Raw genomic sequence first — 17,101 nt, forward strand, 5'->3', positions numbered from 1 at the left:
GCTCCTCGGGGTCAGTATGTTCCCCCTGCGCCGATGGCCGCAATGGCCGCGGCTATCGGCTGGCATACGACATTCGCCTAGTTCTTTGCCAGCCAGCGTGCGTAACCTTCGAGGTCCGCCGCACTGTCGGCTTCACCGCACGGAGGGGAAACGCATGACGACACGGACGCTGCCCGCGCCGCGCGCCGACCGCCGGCCGTTCCGCGTCGGCCCGTTCGCTCGCCGCCGCCTCGCCCAGCAGGCCAGACTGGATGCGGCTGCGACCGCTCAGGGAGCTGCCAGGGATGGCGACCCTGGCGAGCCGACCACGCCTCACGTTCAGGCCATGCAGGCGCACGCCGCCGCGTACGCCAGGCGCGAGGAGCAGCGCTTCTTCGTGCGCATCGACCGCGAGCTCACCGAGTATCGGGTGCTGTCCCGGTCGCTCGACACCGACCTCGCCGCGTACGACAGGCTGACCGGCGACATCTCGCTTGACGACCGCGATTTCATCGCGAACGGCTCCGGTCCCGCCTTCGAGGAGCTGCGCAGGCTGGAGCGCCGGATCACGCGCGGCAAACGCCGTGTCGACGAACTGTCCGCCCTCATCCACTCGCGTTTCACCGCCGCGAAGCTGCGCGCCAACCGCTACTTCGACCACGCGGACGAGAAGCTCGCCGTCTACTGGGGCGCATACCGGCGCGAGCTCGCGGCCGAACGCGCCGCCGCCCCGGATCGCACGCTCGACAGAGCGCCCGTGCTGCAGCGGTCCGACTGGCTCACCACGAAAGAGAACACCAGGTTGCTCGAACTCTGGCAGGGGAGAAACGATGCCCAAGCGTGACCGGCTGCCCGCCGACTATACGGTTCCGAAGACCGCGCGACTCCGCCGTCGCCTGTTCTGGCGGCTGCGCAGGATGCGCGCCGCCGTCGACGTCGAGACGCTCGAGGTCTTCGAGCACGAGCTCGCGGCGTTCGAGCGCGGCGGTGTCGCCGAGATCGAGCGCCAGCGCACCCGCAACATGGCGGCGGCCGCCGCCCGCGTCATCGCCTCGCAGAAGCGCGAGGAGCTGATCCGCGGCTCCATCGAGCGCACGGAGCGTCAGCTCGAACGCGCAGAGGTGGCGGCGGAGCGACTGGATGCGCGCCTGCTCGGCCACGACCCCGACCTGCACAACTTCGCCTGAGACGAAAGGAGAGACGCCATGGCCAGAGACATCGTCGCGAGACCCCCGCGCATCCGCTCCCGCGTCGGGCACATGTCGCGCTTCGCGCACGTGCTCGTCTACCTGCTGCTCCTCGGCATGATCACCGTCGACTACGTCCTGCTGTCTCAGGCGCTGACGCTGCTGTTGCGCAACGACAGCCAGTACGGCTCCATCGGGCTGCAGATGTACGTGATCACCCTCGGCATCTCGCTCGCGGTGGTCACGCTCCCCCACGTCGTCGCGATCGTGATGCGGCGCATCCAGGCCAGGGTGATGGACCGTCGCTGGTCGATCGCCGCTGTGCTGATGAGCCTCGTCTGGGTCGCACTGCTCACCGCGATCACCATCGCGAGGATCAAGGCGGGCATCGACGCGCAGAACGCGGGCGGTCTGACCGGCCTCGTCGGCGGCTCGACGGCGCCCGCCACGACCGGGTTCTCCTGGACCGCCCCCGACACGATCATGGCGTTCCTGATGCTCGGCGTGCTGGCCACGTCCGGCGCGATCAGCTTCATCGTGGCGTGGCTCACCACCCGCCCGCTTCTGCTCGCCAGCGAGAAGGCGCACGCCCACGTCGACGAGCTGCGCCGCTACCGCGACCGGCTGCTCGGCGAGGCCGTCGCCGCCCGCGAGGAGACCATCCAGGCCATGCACCTGGATGCGGCGGACCACGCCAGGTACACGGGCGCCAGGATCACCTTCGCCTCCCGTCTCGACGTCGTCCGCGCGCAGCTCGCCACCCGGCTCGCCCAGCACGAGCGCGACCCGGAGAGCACGAGCCAGATCATCCGCGAGCTCCGCGCCAGACGATCGAGCGACGCGGAACTCGGCCAGGGCGCGCAGCCCGGCCAGCTCACCGACTGACGGCCGCGTTCTCCCGCTTCCTCCCGCCGCCGTGCCCCACCCCCGAAAGGACCATCCCGTGACCTCCCGACACCTCGTCAGAGCCGGCATCGCCATCGCGGCCGCTCTCGCCCTGGGCGCGGGCCTCACCGCGTGCGCGTCGGCGACCGCTGCCGGCGCATCCTGCGACCAGTCGCAGAAGCGCAACATGGGCGTCGTCGCGGGAAGCACGGCGAACGCGCCGGTCACCAGCCTGCCGTCCTCCGCCGTCGCTCAGCTCGAAGCAGTGGGCAAGAGCAACGGCAGCGTCACCGTTGTCGTTCCCTCCGGTTCCCCGCAGGTGATGGGCACGACGGTGATCGGCTCGACGGCTCAGGATGCGGTGGTCTGCCAGAACGATCAGCGCACCAAGCTCACCCAGATCACCGCGTACATCAACGGCCTCAAAGCCTCCTCCCCCGAGGTCGACTTCCTCGGCTCGATCGACCAGGCAGCCCGCAACCTCGGCTCGAACCCGATGGGCGTGCTCGTCGTCGGCAGCGGCCTTCAGACCACGGACCCGCTGAACTTCTCGGCCAGCGGCGTGCTCTACGCCGACCCTGCCCAGGTCGTCGGCGACCTGCAGTCCCGCGGCCTGCTCCCCACCGACCTCAAGGGAGTGACCGTCTACTGGTCGGGGATGGGCGACGTCGCCGGCACGCAGACCCCGCTGACCATCCCTGCGCGCAGCAACCTGGCCGCCATCTGGACCGCCATCGTGAAGGCGGCGGGCGGCACCCTGTCGCTCCTCCCTGAGCCGGCATCCGGTGCGGCGGCCTCCGGGCTGCCCTCGGTGACCGCTGTTCCTGTCGAGGCGGTGCAGACGAAGACCGACTGGACGCATCCCATCGTCATCCGCAACAGCGACCTGCTCTTCACCAAGGACACGGCCACCTTCTCCGACCCGTCGAAGGCGCAGAGCGTGCTCGGCGAGCTCGTGCCGTCGATCGAGCAGAACGGCCAGCAGGTCACGATCACCGGCACCGCCTCCAAAGACCAGGCGACGAGCAACACCGCAGACACCGCGCTCTCGCTGAAGCGCGCGGACGCCGTGAAGGCCGCGCTGGTGCAGCTCGGCGTCCCGTCGAGCCTGCTCACCACTGCCGGGGTCGGCTACGACTGGTGCGGCTGGAAGAGCGAGACCGACGCGTCGGGAAAGTACTCCGACGCGCTCGCCGAGCAGAACCGCTCTGTGATCCTCGCCTCGGCCGGGGTCTCGCTCTGTAGCTGACCGGCAGGCGCTACTGCGGTCCCGCGACGCCGACGAGGTTGCCGGCAGGGTCGGTGAAGTGCCCGACCACCACGCCGGTTCCCTCGTTACGCACCGGCCCCAGGATGCGCGTGCCGCCGAGCCGTTCCGCGTCGCGCAGCGCCGCCTCCACATCCGGCACGCCGACGTAGAAGCTCAGCCGAGGCGACCAGCCAGGACCGCCGCCGATCCCCCCGGGGATGCCCACCCCGCCCGGCGCGTCGACGAACGAGTATGCGTCCTGGTCGGACACCTCAGCGGCGACCGGCGCGCCGGGCGGCGCATCCCAGTCGAACAGCGCCGCGTAGTACGCCCGGAGCGCGTCAGGGTCCGGGCCGATGATCTCAAAATGCACAACCCCGTTGGCCATCCCCCATGCTACGACCGCCCAACGCAATCGAGCCCAGGCTTTTTCACCGCAAATGCGTCGATAGCGGTGAAAAAGCCTGGGCTCGATTGCTGCGCTTCAGCGCGTTGGGGTGTTCACCCGCGACAGGAGCGCGGCGAGCTGCTCGACGTCGTGGCGGTCCCAGGCGCGGAGGTTGCTGTAGAGGAGTTGCTGGTCGCTCGCCCGCACCTCGTTGACCTTCTCGATGGCGGCGACCGTGGCGACGAGGTAGCTCGCCCTGCGGTCGGCAGGGTCGACGCGGCGCTCCACGAAGCCGAGGTCTTCCAGGATGCGCACCTGGCGGCTGACCACGCTCTTGTCCGTCGACAGCTTCTCGGCAAGGGAGCCGGAGTGGGTGGGGCCGCTGCGCACCAGCGAGTAGAGGATCTTGAAGCCGACCGGCTGCAGATCCGGATGCACTCCGGCGGCCCGCTCGCGCATCCCGACGCTCACCCTGTTGAAGAGGAGGGTGAACTGTTCCTCGACGGAGGCGATGGCCTCGTCGTTCGCGCGGGCGGCGGCGCCCTCCGGCACCGCCACCCGTTCCACGTTGCTCATGGCCGCGATCATAACCGACCGACTAACGCCGTTCCTTCGAAGAGGCAGCCGACGCATCCTGTGGTTCGTCCTGCCCGGGATGCACGGCGCCGAGAGATCCGGTCACCGGCGCGGCGATCATCGCCTCCGCGACCTCGACCAGGTTCTCCTCTGCACCGCTGTGACCTGTACGCTCTCGCATCTTCTCGATGGCGGTCTGCGTGCCGAGCTTCACGTTCGGCAGGAACAGGATCGCGACGATGGTGACGATTGCCAGCGGCACCGCGATGAGGAAGATGTCGGCGACCGCCTGGCCGTAGACCGACTCGATGATGACGCGAACGCCCTCCGGGAGCTTGTTCACCTCGGGCAGGGTCCCGCTCTGCAGCGACTTCGCCACATCGGCGCCCGCCGCTCCGAGTTTGCCGATCGCGACCTGCAGATCATGCTGGCGGTCGGCGAGCATCGAGACGACCTTGGTCCCGAGGACGCTCCCCATCACCGAGACGCCGACCGTGCCGCCGAGGCTGCGGAAGAACGCCACGGACGAGCTGGCGACGCCGAGCTGCGACGGGTCGACCGTGTTCTGCACGATCAGCACCAGGTTCTGCATGACCATGCCGACGCCGGCGCCGAGGATGAACATGTAGATGGAGACGATCACATAGTCGGTGTCGTATTCGATCGTGCTCATCAGGTAGAGGCCGACCGTGAGCATGATCGAACCGGCGACCATGTACGGCTTCCACCTGCCGAAGCGGCTGATCAGGTTGCCGACCACCATCGAGGAGATCAGCAGGCCGCCGATCATCGGCAGCGTCAGCAGACCGGACTCGGTCGGCGTCGCGCCGCGGGCGAGCTGCATGTACTGGCTGAGGAACACCGACGTCCCGAACATCGCGACGCCCACCGAGATGGATGCGATCACCGCGAGCGTGAACGTCCGGTTCTTGAACAGCGTGAGCGGGATGATCGGCTCCTTCACCAGGAGCTCGGTGATGACGGCCGCGACCAGCATCACGACGGACCCTCCGACCATCCACGCGGTCGTCCAGCTCCACCACTCGAACTGGCTTCCCGCCATGCTCACCCAGATGAGCAGCAGCGAGACGCCACCGGCGATGAGCACCGCGCCGAGGTAGTCGATGCGCACCTTGCCCTTCGGTCGCTTGGGCAGACGCAGGGTGAGCTGCAGCAGGATGATCGCGAGGATCGCGACGGGCACGCCGACGAAGAAGTTCCAGCGCCAGCCGATCGAGTCTGTGAGCAGTCCGCCGATCAGCGGGCCTCCGATGGTGCCGACGGCCATGATGCCGCCGAACAGGCCCATATAGCGTCCGCGGTCGCGGGGGCTGATGATGTCGGCCATGATGATCTGGCTGAGCGCGGTCAGACCTCCGGCGCCGAGGCCCTGGACGACACGGAACGTGATGAGCATCTCGGGGTTCTGCGAGAACCCGGCGAGCGCGGAGCCGAGCACGAACAGCCCGAGGGCGAGCTGGATGAGCAGCTTGCGGTTCAGCAGGTCGGCGAGCTTGCCCCAGATGGGTGTGGAGACGGTCGTCGCGAGAAGCGTGCTGGTGACCACCCAGGTGAAGGCGGACTGGTCGCCGCCGAGTTCGGAGATGATGCGCGGCAGCGACGAGGAGACGACGGTGCCCGCGAGGATCGAGACGAACATCCCGAGCAGCAGACCGGACAGTGCTTCGAGCACCTGCCGATGCGACATGGCTCCCGCGGGCGCCTCTTCCTCCCGGGTGAGAGATCGTGACATGTTCTTCCTTCGCAATTGGTTGACGATGAGCAACCATATATAATTAGATGACCGAAATCAACTAACTTCCTGCATCGCTGCAATATTTCCGACTATGAAGACTTTTCCTCCCGCGCCGGAGCCAGGCCTCCGCGAGCGCAAGAAAGCGCAGACCCGCGCCAGCCTCGAGCGCGCCGCCGTCGCCCTCGTCCTCGAGCGCCCCATCGACGACGTCACCATCGACGAGATCTGCGCAGCCGTCCCCGTCTCACACCGGACGTTCTTCAACTACTTCGATTGCAAGGAGGACGCCCTCCTGGGGTTCCGCCACGCCTGGGGGGACGCGCAGCTCGTCGGAGAGCACCTCGCACGCACCTATTCAGGCAGCATCGTCGCGTGTGTCGTCGACACCCTGGTCAGCGGCCTGCCGTCAGCGGCCGACCCCGACCTGCAGGAGGCGCGCATGATCATCGCCTCCCGCAACCCCGGCCTCATCCAGGGCAGGATGCGCCGCCTCGACGAGCTGCGCACCGGCCTCGTCGGCTGCATCGCCGATCTGATGCTCCGCGAGAACCTGGTGGATGCGGACAGTTCCGTCCCCGCGGAGGCTCAAGCCGAGCTCGTCGTCGTGTCCTGCATCGGCAGCATCCGGATCGCCCTCCGCGAGTGGGCGGAGGCGGGGGCGACAGACACCTCGGCGTCCGTGGCGGCGCGAGCGACCGCCATTGCGAAGACGCTCGCCCCGCTGGTCGCCTGAATCACCGGGGCGACCAGCGACGGGCGCCGACGGCTCTGCGGTATGCAGGCTACTCGCGCCCGCGGTTCCTGCGCCGGACCTGCCGCGGGGCGCGCCCGGCCAGGAACGACTGGCCGGGGTCCACCACGAATCCCTGGCGAAGCGCTTCGCGCCCGATCAGCATCCGGAAGCCCATCTGGTCGCGGTTGCTGAGCGTGGTCTCGGCTGTGACAGTGCGGCCGAAAAGGTGCACGTCGATGAGCACGACGATGCGCTCCTCCGCGTGGCCGGACGAGCTGCGCACCGTCCGCCTGTCGTGCACGGGGCACTCGACGGTGACGACATCGTCCTCCGACCGCTGCCACGGCCGCACCCGGAACCGCACCCGATCAGCTCCGGTCCCGTCCCCCGGCAGCTCCTCGATGTCGAACGCGTGCAGCGCGGAGCTGCGCGCGCCGGTGTCGAGCTTGGCCTTGATCCAGGGCACGCCGACATCGGGCAGGCTCACCCATTCGCGCCAGCCCACGATGGTGCTTGAATGGAGGTCGTCTTTCACACCCACCATCTTGGCAGGACACCCCCGATGAAACTCGCGATCCTTTCGCGCGCCCCGCAGGCGTACTCCACCCAGCGGCTCCGAGCTGCCGCGCTGCAACGCGGGCACAGGGTGAAGGTCTTGGATACGCTGCGGTTCGCCATCGACCTCTCCGGCGAGGAGCCCGACCTGCAGTACCGGGGCAAGCTGCTCTCCGACTACGACGCGATCCTGCCCCGCATCGGCAACTCGATCACCTACTTCGGCACGGCCGTCGTCCGTCAGTTCGAGCAGATGGATGTGTACACGCCCAACACGGCGAACGGCATCACGAACTCCCGCGACAAGCTGCGGGCCACCCAGATCCTGTCGCGCCACAACATCGGGATGCCGGCGACGGCGTTCGTGCACAGCCGCGCCGACGTGCGCCTCGCGATCGAGAAGGTCGGCGGCGCCCCTGTCGTCATCAAGCTGCTGGAGGGCACGCAGGGCATCGGCGTCATCCTCGCACCGGAGGTGAAGATCGCGGAGGCGATCATCGAGACGCTGCACTCCACCAAGCAGAACGTGCTCATCCAGAGCTTCATCTCGGAGAGCCGCGGCCGCGACATCCGCGCCCTGGTCGTGGGCGACAGGGTCGTCGCCGCCATGCGCCGCAGGGCCAACGGCGACGAGTTCCGCTCCAACGTGCACCGCGGGGGCTCTGTCGAGCCGGTCGAGCTGACGCCCGAGTACGAGCAGGCCGCCGTTCGCTCCGCTCAGATCATGGGGCTGCGCGTCGCCGGGGTGGACATGCTCGAGGGCAACGACGGCCCGCTGGTCATGGAGGTCAACTCCTCCCCCGGCCTGGAAGGCATCGAGACGGCGACCGGCCTGGATGTGGCCGGCGCGATCATCGACTTCATCGACAACCAGGTGGCGTTCCCCGAGATCGACGTGCGTCAGCGGCTCAGCGTCTCCACCGGCTACGGCGTCGCCGAGTTGGTCGTGCACGGCAACGCGGACCTCGTGGGCAAGCGGATGCGCGACTCCGGTCTCGGCGACCGCGATATCACCGTGCTCACCCTGCACCGCGGCGCGAACGTCATCCCGAACCCGCGCGGCGATGTCGAGCTCGAAGCCGGCGACCGGCTGCTCTGCTTCGGCAAGCTCGAAGAGATGCGGTCCATGATCCCCGAGCGCCGACGCCGACGCCACAAAGTGCGCAAGCTTCCCAAAGAGCCCCTGCCCGAATCCTGACTCAGAAGCGATCGAGCCCAGGCTTTCTCACGCTATTCCGGCCGAATACCGGGAGAAAGGCTGGGCTCGTTTGCGACCACATCCCACCCTGGCGCGAGCGGGAGCGGTTCGGCGGGGAGCGGACCCCAGGCGTTCCAGTCGGCGGCGAGTGGGAAGGCGTGGGCCTCGACGGCCGCGACGGCCCCGCGCCGCGCGTCCTCGACCGCGAGCAGCTTGGCGGCGTCGAACTTGCCGGTCTCGCCCGCCCAGGCGAGCTCGTCCTCGTCTTTCAGGCTGTGGCTGCCGTCCGGTTCCGCGATCACGTCGAGGATCCAGTCGGCGGTGTCGAAGCCGAGCGGAGTGCGCGTCCACGGAGTCTCCAGGTTCACGTACGCGTACTCCGTCCACCCGTCAGGTGTGAGCCAGCGCCACGTCGACCACGGCTGTCCAGGCACGTGGATGCGCAGCACGCCGTCGCCGGTCCACTCGCGCTCCGTGTAACTCCCGTCCCACCCGCCAGGCACCATGTTGCGGCCGCGCGGTCCTCCCCGCTCGCCGACGGCGACCATGCCGATCGTGCCCGCCGGCTGCCAGAGGGCTATGCATCGTTCTGAGTCCTCGAGCACGTAGTGCTGGTACGCACTGCTGATGCGGTCGTCGGAGATCCAGCGGAGGAGCGTGGTCGCGGTGGTCTGCGGCATGGAGAGGAGTCTAGCCGTGCGACGTCGGCACCCCGCTCGACGGAACCCAGGCGTCATCGAGGAACGCCTCGTGGTGGTATCCGGTGCCGTCGAGCACCACGACGGTCGACTCCGGCACCTCGAGGAAGACGCCCGGCAGATCGTTGAGCGGTTCGGAGACCACCAGGTGGGCGCTGCGGTCGAAGATCCGGAAGCGTTCGATGTCCGGGTACATCTCCAGCAGCGTCGGAATGTCGACCGCGTGGAACAGGGACCGCGTCTGGTGCTGCGTCGAGTAGCGGAACGCCCAGATGGTCGAACCGTCCGCGACGGCGATCGTGCCCTGCATCGGGAACCGGATGCCGGCGGCGTGCCCGACCTCCTCGACCTTTCGGATGGCGGCGCCGACCGCCGCGATCGGGTCGTCCCGCAGACCGTAGGTGAGGGCGAGGTGGAACAGCACCTCCGTGTCCGTCGTCCCCTCGATGAACGGGTACAGGTCGGGGTCGACCGCGAACGTCAACTCCCGTTTGATCTTCGGGAAGTCGATGATCGCGCCGTTGTGCATGAACATCCAGTGCTCGAAGCGGAACGGGTGGCAGTTGGTCTGCTGGATCGGCGGATGCGTCGCCGCCCGCACGTGCGCGAAGAACATCGGGCTCTCGATCGCGGTCGACAGCTCGCGCAGGTTGGCGTCGTTCCACGCGGGTTCCGTGCTGTGGAACAGCGCCGGCGTCTGCTCTCGGGTGCCTCCGCTGGGATACCAGCCGAGCCCGAAGCCGTCGCCGTTGACCGGCTCCGCCCCCAGCGACGAGTTCAGCGACTGCGCGACGATCGAGTTCTGCGCGTCGAGCACCAGGGTCGACGGATTGATCGGCGCCCCGGAGTATGCAAGCCATCTACACATCGCACGACCTCCAAGTCTGTGCAATCGGTATGGCTCATCATCCCACCAGGAGGGGCCGACTACCAGGCTCTGGATGCGCTGATCGCCCAGGCGCCCGCGCTCAGCGGGATCGTGCCGTCGGCAGCCACCGGCAGATGGCCGATCAGGTGGTCGCGCAGCCGGTCGCGCGCCCGAGCGTCCAGTCCGGCGACGTACCCTGGCGCTGGCCCCTGTCCTCCGAGGAACGGCCGCCAGTAGTCGTCGAAATCAGCGAACACGGTCGGAGTCTCGATCGCCCGCACGGCGACCTCCGTCAGCCCGGCCGCCTCGAACGCGCGCCGGAGGACGTGCGGGTCGCTGAGCGGGAACCGCACGGCCTCGTCGAGTGTCACTGCCTCCTGGTCGAGCTCGACCGCTGCATCCCAGAAGATGCGCAAGAACTCCATCCGCGCTCCGTAGTCCCACACGGTTGCCGCGATCGTTCCGCCCGGCCGCGTGACGCGGACGGCTTCGGCGAGCGCCACCTGCGCGTCCGGAACGAAGTTGAGCACGAGCCCGAACACCACCACGTCGCGGGATGCGCTCGGCACCGGCAGCGCGTCCGCCCTCCCCTGCAGCAGCTCGGCCCTCCCGCCCACCTTCTCCGCCGCGAGGCGGAGGAACCCGGCCGACGGCTCGATCCCGACGATGGATGCGGGCGCGCATCTCTCCAGGACCGCCGCTGTGAGCGCCCCCGTGCCGCAGCCGACGTCGAGCCAGTCCAGCCCGTCGCCGAGGCCCAGCCCGTCGAGGAACGGCACCGCGAGCTGCGCGCTCCACCGTCCGACGAACCGCTCGTAGGCGTCGCCGCGCTCCCATCGGGTGCCGCGGCCCAATTCGCTCATCGCCGTGCTCTCATCGCCGTGCTCTCATCTGCCGCCATTCCGTCCCGGACTCCGCATCCGCCGCGTCCACCGCATCCACCGCATCCACCGCATCCACCGCCCAGTGTGCGCCTCTCCGCCCTCCGCGGCCACTCCCGCGCATCCCGGATTGCCCGCAAACACTGGACTATTGTTGTCGACCGCAACAGAATGCCGTTATGAGGAGCGCTCATGTTATCCGCACGCCGGATCAACGGCTGCGGATCTTCGTCAGTTCCACCCTGCAAGAGCTCGCCGACGAACGCCGCGCGGCGCGCACCGCCATCGAGCGCCTGCACCTCGCGCCCGTGATGTTCGAGCTGGGCGCCCGCCCGCATCCGCCCCGTGACCTCTACCGCGCATACCTGGAGCAGAGCGACGTCTTCCTCGGGCTCTACTGGGAGCGCTACGGCTGGGTCGCTCCGGAGGAGGAGGTCTCCGGCCTCGAAGACGAGTACAACCTGTGCCCGGACGACCTCCCCCGCCTGCTCTATGTCAAGACTCCGGCGCAGAACCGCGAGCCGAAGCTGACCGACCTGCTCAACCGCATCCGGGACGACGACCGGGCGGCGTACAAGTACTTCGAGTCGGCCAGAGAACTCGCCAGGCTGGTCGAAGCCGACCTGGCCACCCTCCTCGCCGAGCGTTTCGAGCAGAGCAGATCGCTCACCGTCGTGGACGTCCCTGCCGATGCCGACAGAGTGGCGGAGCCGGTCCGTCTGCCGAAGCCGCTCACCGGCCTCATCGGCCGGGAGGCCGACCTGACGGCGATTCGCAACCTCTACGGCGCGGGCGCGCGCCTCGTCACCCTCACCGGTCCCGGCGGCATCGGCAAGAGCCGCCTCGCGCTCGCTGCCGCCCGCGCGGTCACCCCGGCGTTCGTCGACGGCGCGGTGTTCGTCGACCTGTCGGCCGTCCACGACCCAGACCGCGTCCCCGCCGCCATCGCGCAGGCACTCGGGGTGCGCGACACCGGCGACGCTCCGATCATCGAGAACCTGGAGACTGCCCTCCACGACAGGCATCTGCTCATGGTCCTCGACAACTTCGAGCAGGTGCTCACCGCGGCCCCGACGCTGACGGCGCTCCTCGCCGCAGCGCCTGGGGTGTCGATGATGGTCACCAGCCGCGCCCTGCTCCGGCTGAGCGCCGAGCAGAGCTTCGAGGTCGGCCCGCTCCCGGAGGACTCGTCCCTGAACCTGTTCGTCGAGCGCGCCCACGCCGTCAAGCCCGACTTCGAGGTCACGGAGGACAACCGCGCCGCCGTCACCGGCGTGTGCGCCGCGGTCGACGGGATGCCTCTCGCCATCGAGCTCGCCGCCGCGCGCATCAGGGTGCTCTCCCCCGACGACCTCCTCGACCGGCTGGACAGGAGCCTCGCGGTCCTGGTCGGCGGCTCGCGCGACCTCCCCGAGCGGCAGCAGACGCTGCGCCGGACGATCGAGTGGAGCACCCAGCTCCTTGAGGAGAGCCAGCGCACTCTCCTCGCGCGCCTCGGCGTCTTCGAGGGCGGTTTCACCCTCGAAGCGGCGGAGGCGGTCGGAGCCGCCGCGTTCGACGGCCACGGCGACGGGCGGACTCCGTCGTCGGACGTCCTCGGCGACCTGGCGGCTCTCGTCGACAGCAGCATGGTCAGACAGCACGACCGGGATGGGCGTGCCCGGTTCGCGATGCAGGCCATCGTGCGCGAGTACGCCCGCGAACAGCTCTGGGACGCGGGTGCCCTGCACGCCGCCCGGGACGCGCACGCCGGGTACTTCCTCGGCCTCGGCGACAGCGCGAAGGACGAGCTCAAGGGCGGACGGCAGCGCGAGTGGCTGACGCGGCTCGGCGATGAGCGAGACAATCTGCGCGCCGCGGAGCGTTTCCTGCTCGGCTCCCGCGACTGGGATCGCGCGGCGCACCTCGCGTTCAGTCTCTACCTCTACTGGTGGGTGTCCGGCCTGCTCGGCGAGGTGCGCACCTGGATGGACGAAGCCCTCGACTCCGGAAGCACCCTCTCCGAGCTCACCAGGGCCATCGCGCTCTACTTCACCCGCACGATCATGTTCTGGAAGGACCCGGACGGCAGCGTCGCGGCCGAGCTCGCGGAGAGCGCGGACCTCTTCCGCAGCGTCGGCGACCAGGACGGCGAAGGGCTCGCCCGCATCTCGCTCGCCCTGGCGCTCCTCGCCGGAGCGAAGCCGGACCCCGACCGCGCAGAAGAGGTGATGCAGGAGAGCCTCCGGCTGTTCCGGTCCAGCGGCAGCAACTGGGGCGAGTCGATGGCGTTCGTCCTCCTCGGTCGCGTCTCGCTGCGGAAGCAGGACATCCCCGAGGCGCGCGACAGATTCGCCACGAGCCTCGCCATCGCTCAGCGCGAGGGCGACGCCGTCGGAGAGCGGATCGCCACCTACCATCTGGGCTGGGCGCAGCTCATGCTCGGCGAGACCGACGAGGCGCGCGCCGACTTCGCCCGCAGCGTCGCCGTCTCCGCCGCACTCGGCCACGTCGAGGGTCTCGCGTACGGCCTCGAGGGCATGGTCGCCATCGCGGCCATCGCCGGAGACGTCGACCGGGCGGGACGGCTCGCCGGCGCATCCCGAGCATTGCGGGAACGCAGCGGCCTGCACAACGGCCCCACCTTCACGTTCCACCAGGCGTACCTCGATCGTCTCAGCGCTTCCGGAGACGGCGAGCGATTGGATGCGGCGGTCGCGGCCGGTCGCGAGCTCACCGTCGAGCAGGCCGTCGCCGAGGCCATCGCCGCAGACGCATGAGCCGCGCGTCTGCTGCGCCAGCGCGCGCTCCGCTCAGGCGCGCACCGAGTTCGTGTCTGCCTTGTCGCGCTGTCGCCTGCTCAGATACAGGATCGGCACGCCGATCAGCTCCACCGCGGCGCCGATCACCAGTGACGTCCCGTACCCCCAGACATCGGCGGAGCGGCCGAGCGCCGGCTGGATGAACACGCCGCCGAGGCTCCCGAACAGCGAGTCGAAGGAGAGCACCGTCGCGCGCTGCTTCGACGGGATCATGTCGTTCAGGTACGCCTGCCGCACCGGACCCGCCACGGCGAACACGAACCCCCAGACCACCAGGAACACCACAGCCAGCCAGAACAGGCTGGTGACCCCGAGCGCCACCAGCACCACGACGCTCGCAATGGACGCGCCGATCACCGTGGTCGTCCTCCTGGCGAACAGCCCCCGGATGCGCGAGGCGAGCACGCCGCCCGCCACCTGCGCCAGCGAGAGTATCGCCGCCGCCAGGCCTGCCACCGAGTACGCGGACGGGTCGCCGTACAACTGCAGCAGATACGGCTGCAGCGCGTAGAACGCGTAGATGCCGACCCCGGAGGCGAACGGCGCGGACAGGATCACGTACCGTACCGACCGCTTCCGCAGGCCGTGGTCGATGGACTGCACCAGCACGTTCCTCGTCGCCCTGAGCGGCCCCATGGTCTTGTCTGGCGTGAAGCCCAGGTCTTTCATCACCACGAACGCGAAGACGAACATGACGACGAGCACCCCCGCTCTCAACAGGAACGGAACTCCCAGGTTCGTGGTCTGCGCGATCACGCCACCGAGCACGGAACCGGTGAACATCGCGATGCCCTCCACCACGAGCCCGCGGCCGAACACCGCCTCCAGGCTGCCGGTGTATGCGGTGGAGGCGAGCGCATCCACCAGCCAGGCGTCGACGGCGCCGGAGAAGAACGTGAACCCGAGACCGAGCAGCACAGACACCAGCGCCCACCAGACGAACGGCGCGTGCCAGAGCCAGAGCATCCAGTACAGCGCGGTGGTCACCGACAGGGTCACGGTGCCGAGCAGGTACGACGCTTTCCTCCCCACGGTGTCGGCGACGACGCCGGTGGGAATCTCGAACACGACCATGCCGGCGGTGAAGAACGCGTTCGCGGCGAACGCCTCGAAGTTCGTCAGCCCTGCATCGAGCAGGAACAGGGTGTTGATCCCCCAGATGAACGACGCTGCGAGGCTGTTGCCCAGCTGCAGGGTCAGGTAAATGCGCTGCACCCGGCGCGAAGCCGGGTTCATCGCCGGCGACCGCTCCGTGCATCCACGATGCTCACACCTGCCATCATCGACCTCCGCGGCACACCGGGCCAGCCCCGCGTGAGCGATCGGCCCCGCTGAGGACTACCGTTGAAGCATGACAGCACCGGATACAGCGCAGGACGAGGCAGATACTGCCCGCGAAGCGACGACTTTCTCTGAGCTGGGACTCGACGGGGCTGTGCTGAAGGCACTGAAGGATGTGGGCTACGAGACCCCGTCCGCGATCCAGGCCGCGACCATCCCACTCCTCCTCGAGGGCCGCGACGTCGTCGGCCTCGCGCAGACGGGCACGGGCAAGACGGCAGCGTTCGCGCTGCCGATCCTCTCGCGCCTCGATGTCTCGCAGAAGACGCCCCAGGCCCTCGTCCTCGCGCCGACGCGCGAGCTCGCGCTGCAGGTCTGCGAGGCGTTCGAGAAGTACGCGGCGCACCTGCGCGGCGTGCACGTGCTCCCGATCTACGGCGGACAGGGCTACGGCGTTCAGCTCTCGGCGCTCCGCCGTGGTGTCCACGTCGTCGTCGGCACGCCCGGGCGCATCATGGACCACCTGGCCAAGGGAACTCTGGACCTCTCCGAGCTCAAGTACCTCGTGCTCGACGAGGCGGACGAGATGCTCAAGATGGGCTTCGCGGAGGACGTCGAGACGATCCTCGCCGACACCCCGGACGACAAGCAGGTCGCACTCTTCTCGGCGACCATGCCGGCACAGATCCGCCGCATCTCGAAGAAGTACCTGCACGATCCGGAAGAAGTGACGGTCAAGAACAAGACCACGACCTCCGCGAACACCACGCAGCGCTACCTGATGGTCTCGTACCCGCAGAAGGTGGATGCGCTCACCCGCATCCTCGAGGTCGAGAACTTCGAGGGCATGATCGTCTTCGTCCGCACCAAGAACGAGACGGAGACCCTGGCCGAGCGGCTGCGCGCCCGCGGATACTCCGCGGCGGCCATCAACGGCGACGTGGCTCAGGCACAGCGCGAGCGAACCGTCGACCAGCTCAAGTCGGGCAAGCTCGACATCCTGGTGGCCACCGATGTCGCCGCTCGCGGCCTCGACGTCGAACGCATCAGCCACGTCGTGAACTTCGACATCCCGATCGACACCGAGTCCTACGTGCACCGCATCGGCCGCACCGGTCGCGCTGGTCGCAGCGGCGCCGCGATCAGCTTCGTGACGCCGCGTGAGCGCCGCCTGCTCGGCGCGATCGAGAAGGCCACCCGCCAACCGCTCACCCAGATGCAACTGCCGACGGTCGAGGACGTCAACGTCACCCGTCTGGCCCGTTTCGACGACGCCATCACGGATGCGCTCGGCCAGGAAGACAGGATCGCCCGCTTCCGCGACATCATCGCCCACTACGTCGAGCACCACGACGTGCCGGAGGCCGATGTGGCCGCGGCTCTTGCGGTGGTCGCCCAGGGCGAGGAGCCCCTGCTGCTCTCCCCCGAGGATGAGTTGGCGCGTCGCGTCGAGCGCGACGGCCGCGACTCCCGCGAGCGTGGCACCAGGGACGGGCGCGACTCCCGCGACGCTCGCGGAGACCGCGGCGGCCGCCCGGAGCGCCCGGAGCGTCGCAGCCGTCCGAGCGGCAAGCCGATGGCGTCGTACCGGCTGGAGGTCGGCCGCCGTCAGAAGGTGGAGCCCCGCCAGATCGTCGGCGCGCTGGCGAACGAGGGCGGACTGAGCCGCGAGGACTTCGGCGCCATTCAGATCCTCCCGGCGTTCTCCCTCGTGGAGCTCCCTGCTGATCTGCCCGGCGACGTCCTGCAGCGGCTCGAGAGCACGCGCATCGGCGGCAAGCTCATCGAGCTGCGCCCCGACCGTCGCGGAGGCACCGTGCACCGCGACGATCGCGCTCCTCGCGCAGACCGCGACGACCGTCCCTCCCGCAAGCCGCGCCACAAGTAGCGCCGCAGAACGCAGAAAGGGCCACCCGGCATCGGGTGGCCCTTTCTTCATGTCCGCAACGGCATACACACGTTCCGCGTGTGTTCGTTCCCGCATGGGGGTGGTGTTGTGTGGGGGTGGTGTTAAATGCGAAATGGCCACCCGGTGTGGGTGGCCATTTCGTGTAAAAGAAGTCCGG

At 68.9% G+C, this 17,101-nt stretch carries 16 protein-coding genes; 8 read left to right on the forward strand and 8 right to left on the reverse strand.

Going from position 1 to position 17,101, the window contains the following annotated elements; genetic code table 11:
* Positions 1–154: 154 nt before the first annotated feature.
* The 4 genes from ACYVGI_RS12200 to ACYVGI_RS12215 are packed head-to-tail and all read left to right on the forward strand — an operon-like array spanning position 155 to position 3,300.
* On the forward strand, positions 155–823 hold the full coding sequence (locus tag ACYVGI_RS12200) for a hypothetical protein (RefSeq protein WP_460632875.1): 669 nt from the start codon (positions 155–157) through the stop codon (positions 821–823).
* Entirely contained in the window at positions 810–1,166 is a 357-nt protein-coding gene (locus ACYVGI_RS12205; protein WP_055891722.1) for a hypothetical protein, read from the forward strand. Before ACYVGI_RS12200 ends, ACYVGI_RS12205 begins: the two co-directional genes overlap by 14 nt.
* 18 nt (positions 1,167–1,184) lie before the next feature.
* On the forward strand, positions 1,185–2,051 hold the full coding sequence (locus ACYVGI_RS12210) for a hypothetical protein (protein WP_460632876.1): 867 nt from the start codon (positions 1,185–1,187) through the stop codon (positions 2,049–2,051).
* Positions 2,052–2,109: 58 nt separating this feature from the next.
* Complete coding sequence (locus ACYVGI_RS12215; RefSeq protein ID WP_460632877.1) at positions 2,110–3,300, forward strand: OmpA family protein; 1,191 nt, start codon at positions 2,110–2,112, stop codon at positions 3,298–3,300.
* A 10-nt stretch (positions 3,301–3,310) separates the two neighbouring features.
* Here ACYVGI_RS12215 and ACYVGI_RS12220 read toward each other — a convergent pair whose 3' ends face one another.
* The 3 genes from ACYVGI_RS12220 to ACYVGI_RS12230 all read right to left on the reverse strand — a co-directional run bounded on the left by ACYVGI_RS12220 (position 3,311) and on the right by ACYVGI_RS12230 (position 6,017).
* Positions 3,311–3,688 carry a VOC family protein gene (locus ACYVGI_RS12220; RefSeq protein ID WP_460632878.1) on the reverse strand — a complete coding sequence of 126 codons (378 nt, stop codon included), beginning with the start codon at positions 3,686–3,688 and terminating at the stop codon, positions 3,311–3,313.
* 96 nt (positions 3,689–3,784) lie between these two features.
* Positions 3,785–4,264 carry a MarR family winged helix-turn-helix transcriptional regulator gene (locus ACYVGI_RS12225; protein WP_460632879.1) on the reverse strand — a complete coding sequence of 160 codons (480 nt, stop codon included), beginning with the start codon at positions 4,262–4,264 and terminating at the stop codon, positions 3,785–3,787.
* A gap of 22 nt (positions 4,265–4,286) precedes the next feature.
* Positions 4,287–6,017 (reverse strand): MDR family MFS transporter, encoded by a 1,731-nt coding sequence (locus tag ACYVGI_RS12230; protein WP_460632880.1) that lies wholly within the window; start codon positions 6,015–6,017, stop codon positions 4,287–4,289.
* Positions 6,018–6,111: 94 nt separating this feature from the next.
* Between ACYVGI_RS12230 and ACYVGI_RS12235 the strand changes: the two genes are divergently transcribed.
* Complete coding sequence (locus ACYVGI_RS12235) at positions 6,112–6,753, forward strand: TetR/AcrR family transcriptional regulator (protein WP_460632881.1); 642 nt, start codon at positions 6,112–6,114, stop codon at positions 6,751–6,753.
* Positions 6,754–6,802: 49 nt separating this feature from the next.
* Here the strand turns inward: ACYVGI_RS12235 and ACYVGI_RS12240 are convergent, their stop codons facing one another.
* Positions 6,803–7,297: an ATP-dependent zinc protease family protein gene (locus tag ACYVGI_RS12240; protein WP_460632882.1), complete on the reverse strand. Its 495-nt coding sequence runs from the start codon at positions 7,295–7,297 to the stop codon at positions 6,803–6,805.
* A gap of 18 nt (positions 7,298–7,315) precedes the next feature.
* On the opposite strand from ACYVGI_RS12240, the gene rimK reads away from it, so the two are divergent.
* The gene (gene rimK, locus ACYVGI_RS12245) at positions 7,316–8,506 is read left to right on the forward strand and encodes a 30S ribosomal protein S6--L-glutamate ligase (RefSeq protein WP_460632883.1); all 1,191 of its coding nucleotides are present in this window, start codon (positions 7,316–7,318) and stop codon (positions 8,504–8,506) included.
* Positions 8,507–8,538: 32 nt separating this feature from the next.
* On the opposite strand, the gene ACYVGI_RS12250 is transcribed toward rimK, so the two are convergent.
* Genes ACYVGI_RS12250 through ACYVGI_RS12260 form a run of 3 tightly spaced genes read right to left on the reverse strand, consistent with a single transcriptional unit; the run spans position 8,539 to position 10,935 of the window.
* The gene (locus ACYVGI_RS12250) at positions 8,539–9,186 is read right to left on the reverse strand and encodes a ribonuclease FAU-1 family protein (RefSeq protein ID WP_460632884.1); all 648 of its coding nucleotides are present in this window, start codon (positions 9,184–9,186) and stop codon (positions 8,539–8,541) included.
* A gap of 10 nt (positions 9,187–9,196) precedes the next feature.
* Positions 9,197–10,072: a class II glutamine amidotransferase gene (locus ACYVGI_RS12255; protein ID WP_460632885.1), complete on the reverse strand. Its 876-nt coding sequence runs from the start codon at positions 10,070–10,072 to the stop codon at positions 9,197–9,199.
* 59 nt (positions 10,073–10,131) lie between these two features.
* The gene (locus ACYVGI_RS12260; RefSeq protein ID WP_460632886.1) at positions 10,132–10,935 is read right to left on the reverse strand and encodes a class I SAM-dependent methyltransferase; all 804 of its coding nucleotides are present in this window, start codon (positions 10,933–10,935) and stop codon (positions 10,132–10,134) included.
* Between the two features lie 197 nt (positions 10,936–11,132).
* Between ACYVGI_RS12260 and ACYVGI_RS12265 the strand changes: the two genes are divergently transcribed.
* Entirely contained in the window at positions 11,133–13,712 is a 2,580-nt protein-coding gene (locus tag ACYVGI_RS12265; RefSeq protein WP_460632887.1) for an ATP-binding protein, read from the forward strand.
* A gap of 33 nt (positions 13,713–13,745) precedes the next feature.
* On the opposite strand, the gene ACYVGI_RS12270 is transcribed toward ACYVGI_RS12265, so the two are convergent.
* On the reverse strand, positions 13,746–14,990 hold the full coding sequence (locus ACYVGI_RS12270) for an MFS transporter (RefSeq protein ID WP_460632888.1): 1,245 nt from the start codon (positions 14,988–14,990) through the stop codon (positions 13,746–13,748).
* A 115-nt stretch (positions 14,991–15,105) separates the two neighbouring features.
* On the opposite strand from ACYVGI_RS12270, the gene ACYVGI_RS12275 reads away from it, so the two are divergent.
* Positions 15,106–16,923 carry a DEAD/DEAH box helicase gene (locus tag ACYVGI_RS12275; RefSeq protein ID WP_460632889.1) on the forward strand — a complete coding sequence of 606 codons (1,818 nt, stop codon included), beginning with the start codon at positions 15,106–15,108 and terminating at the stop codon, positions 16,921–16,923.
* The last annotated feature ends 178 nt before the right edge of the window (positions 16,924–17,101 follow it).

This window comes from Leifsonia lichenia, assembly GCF_054780215.1.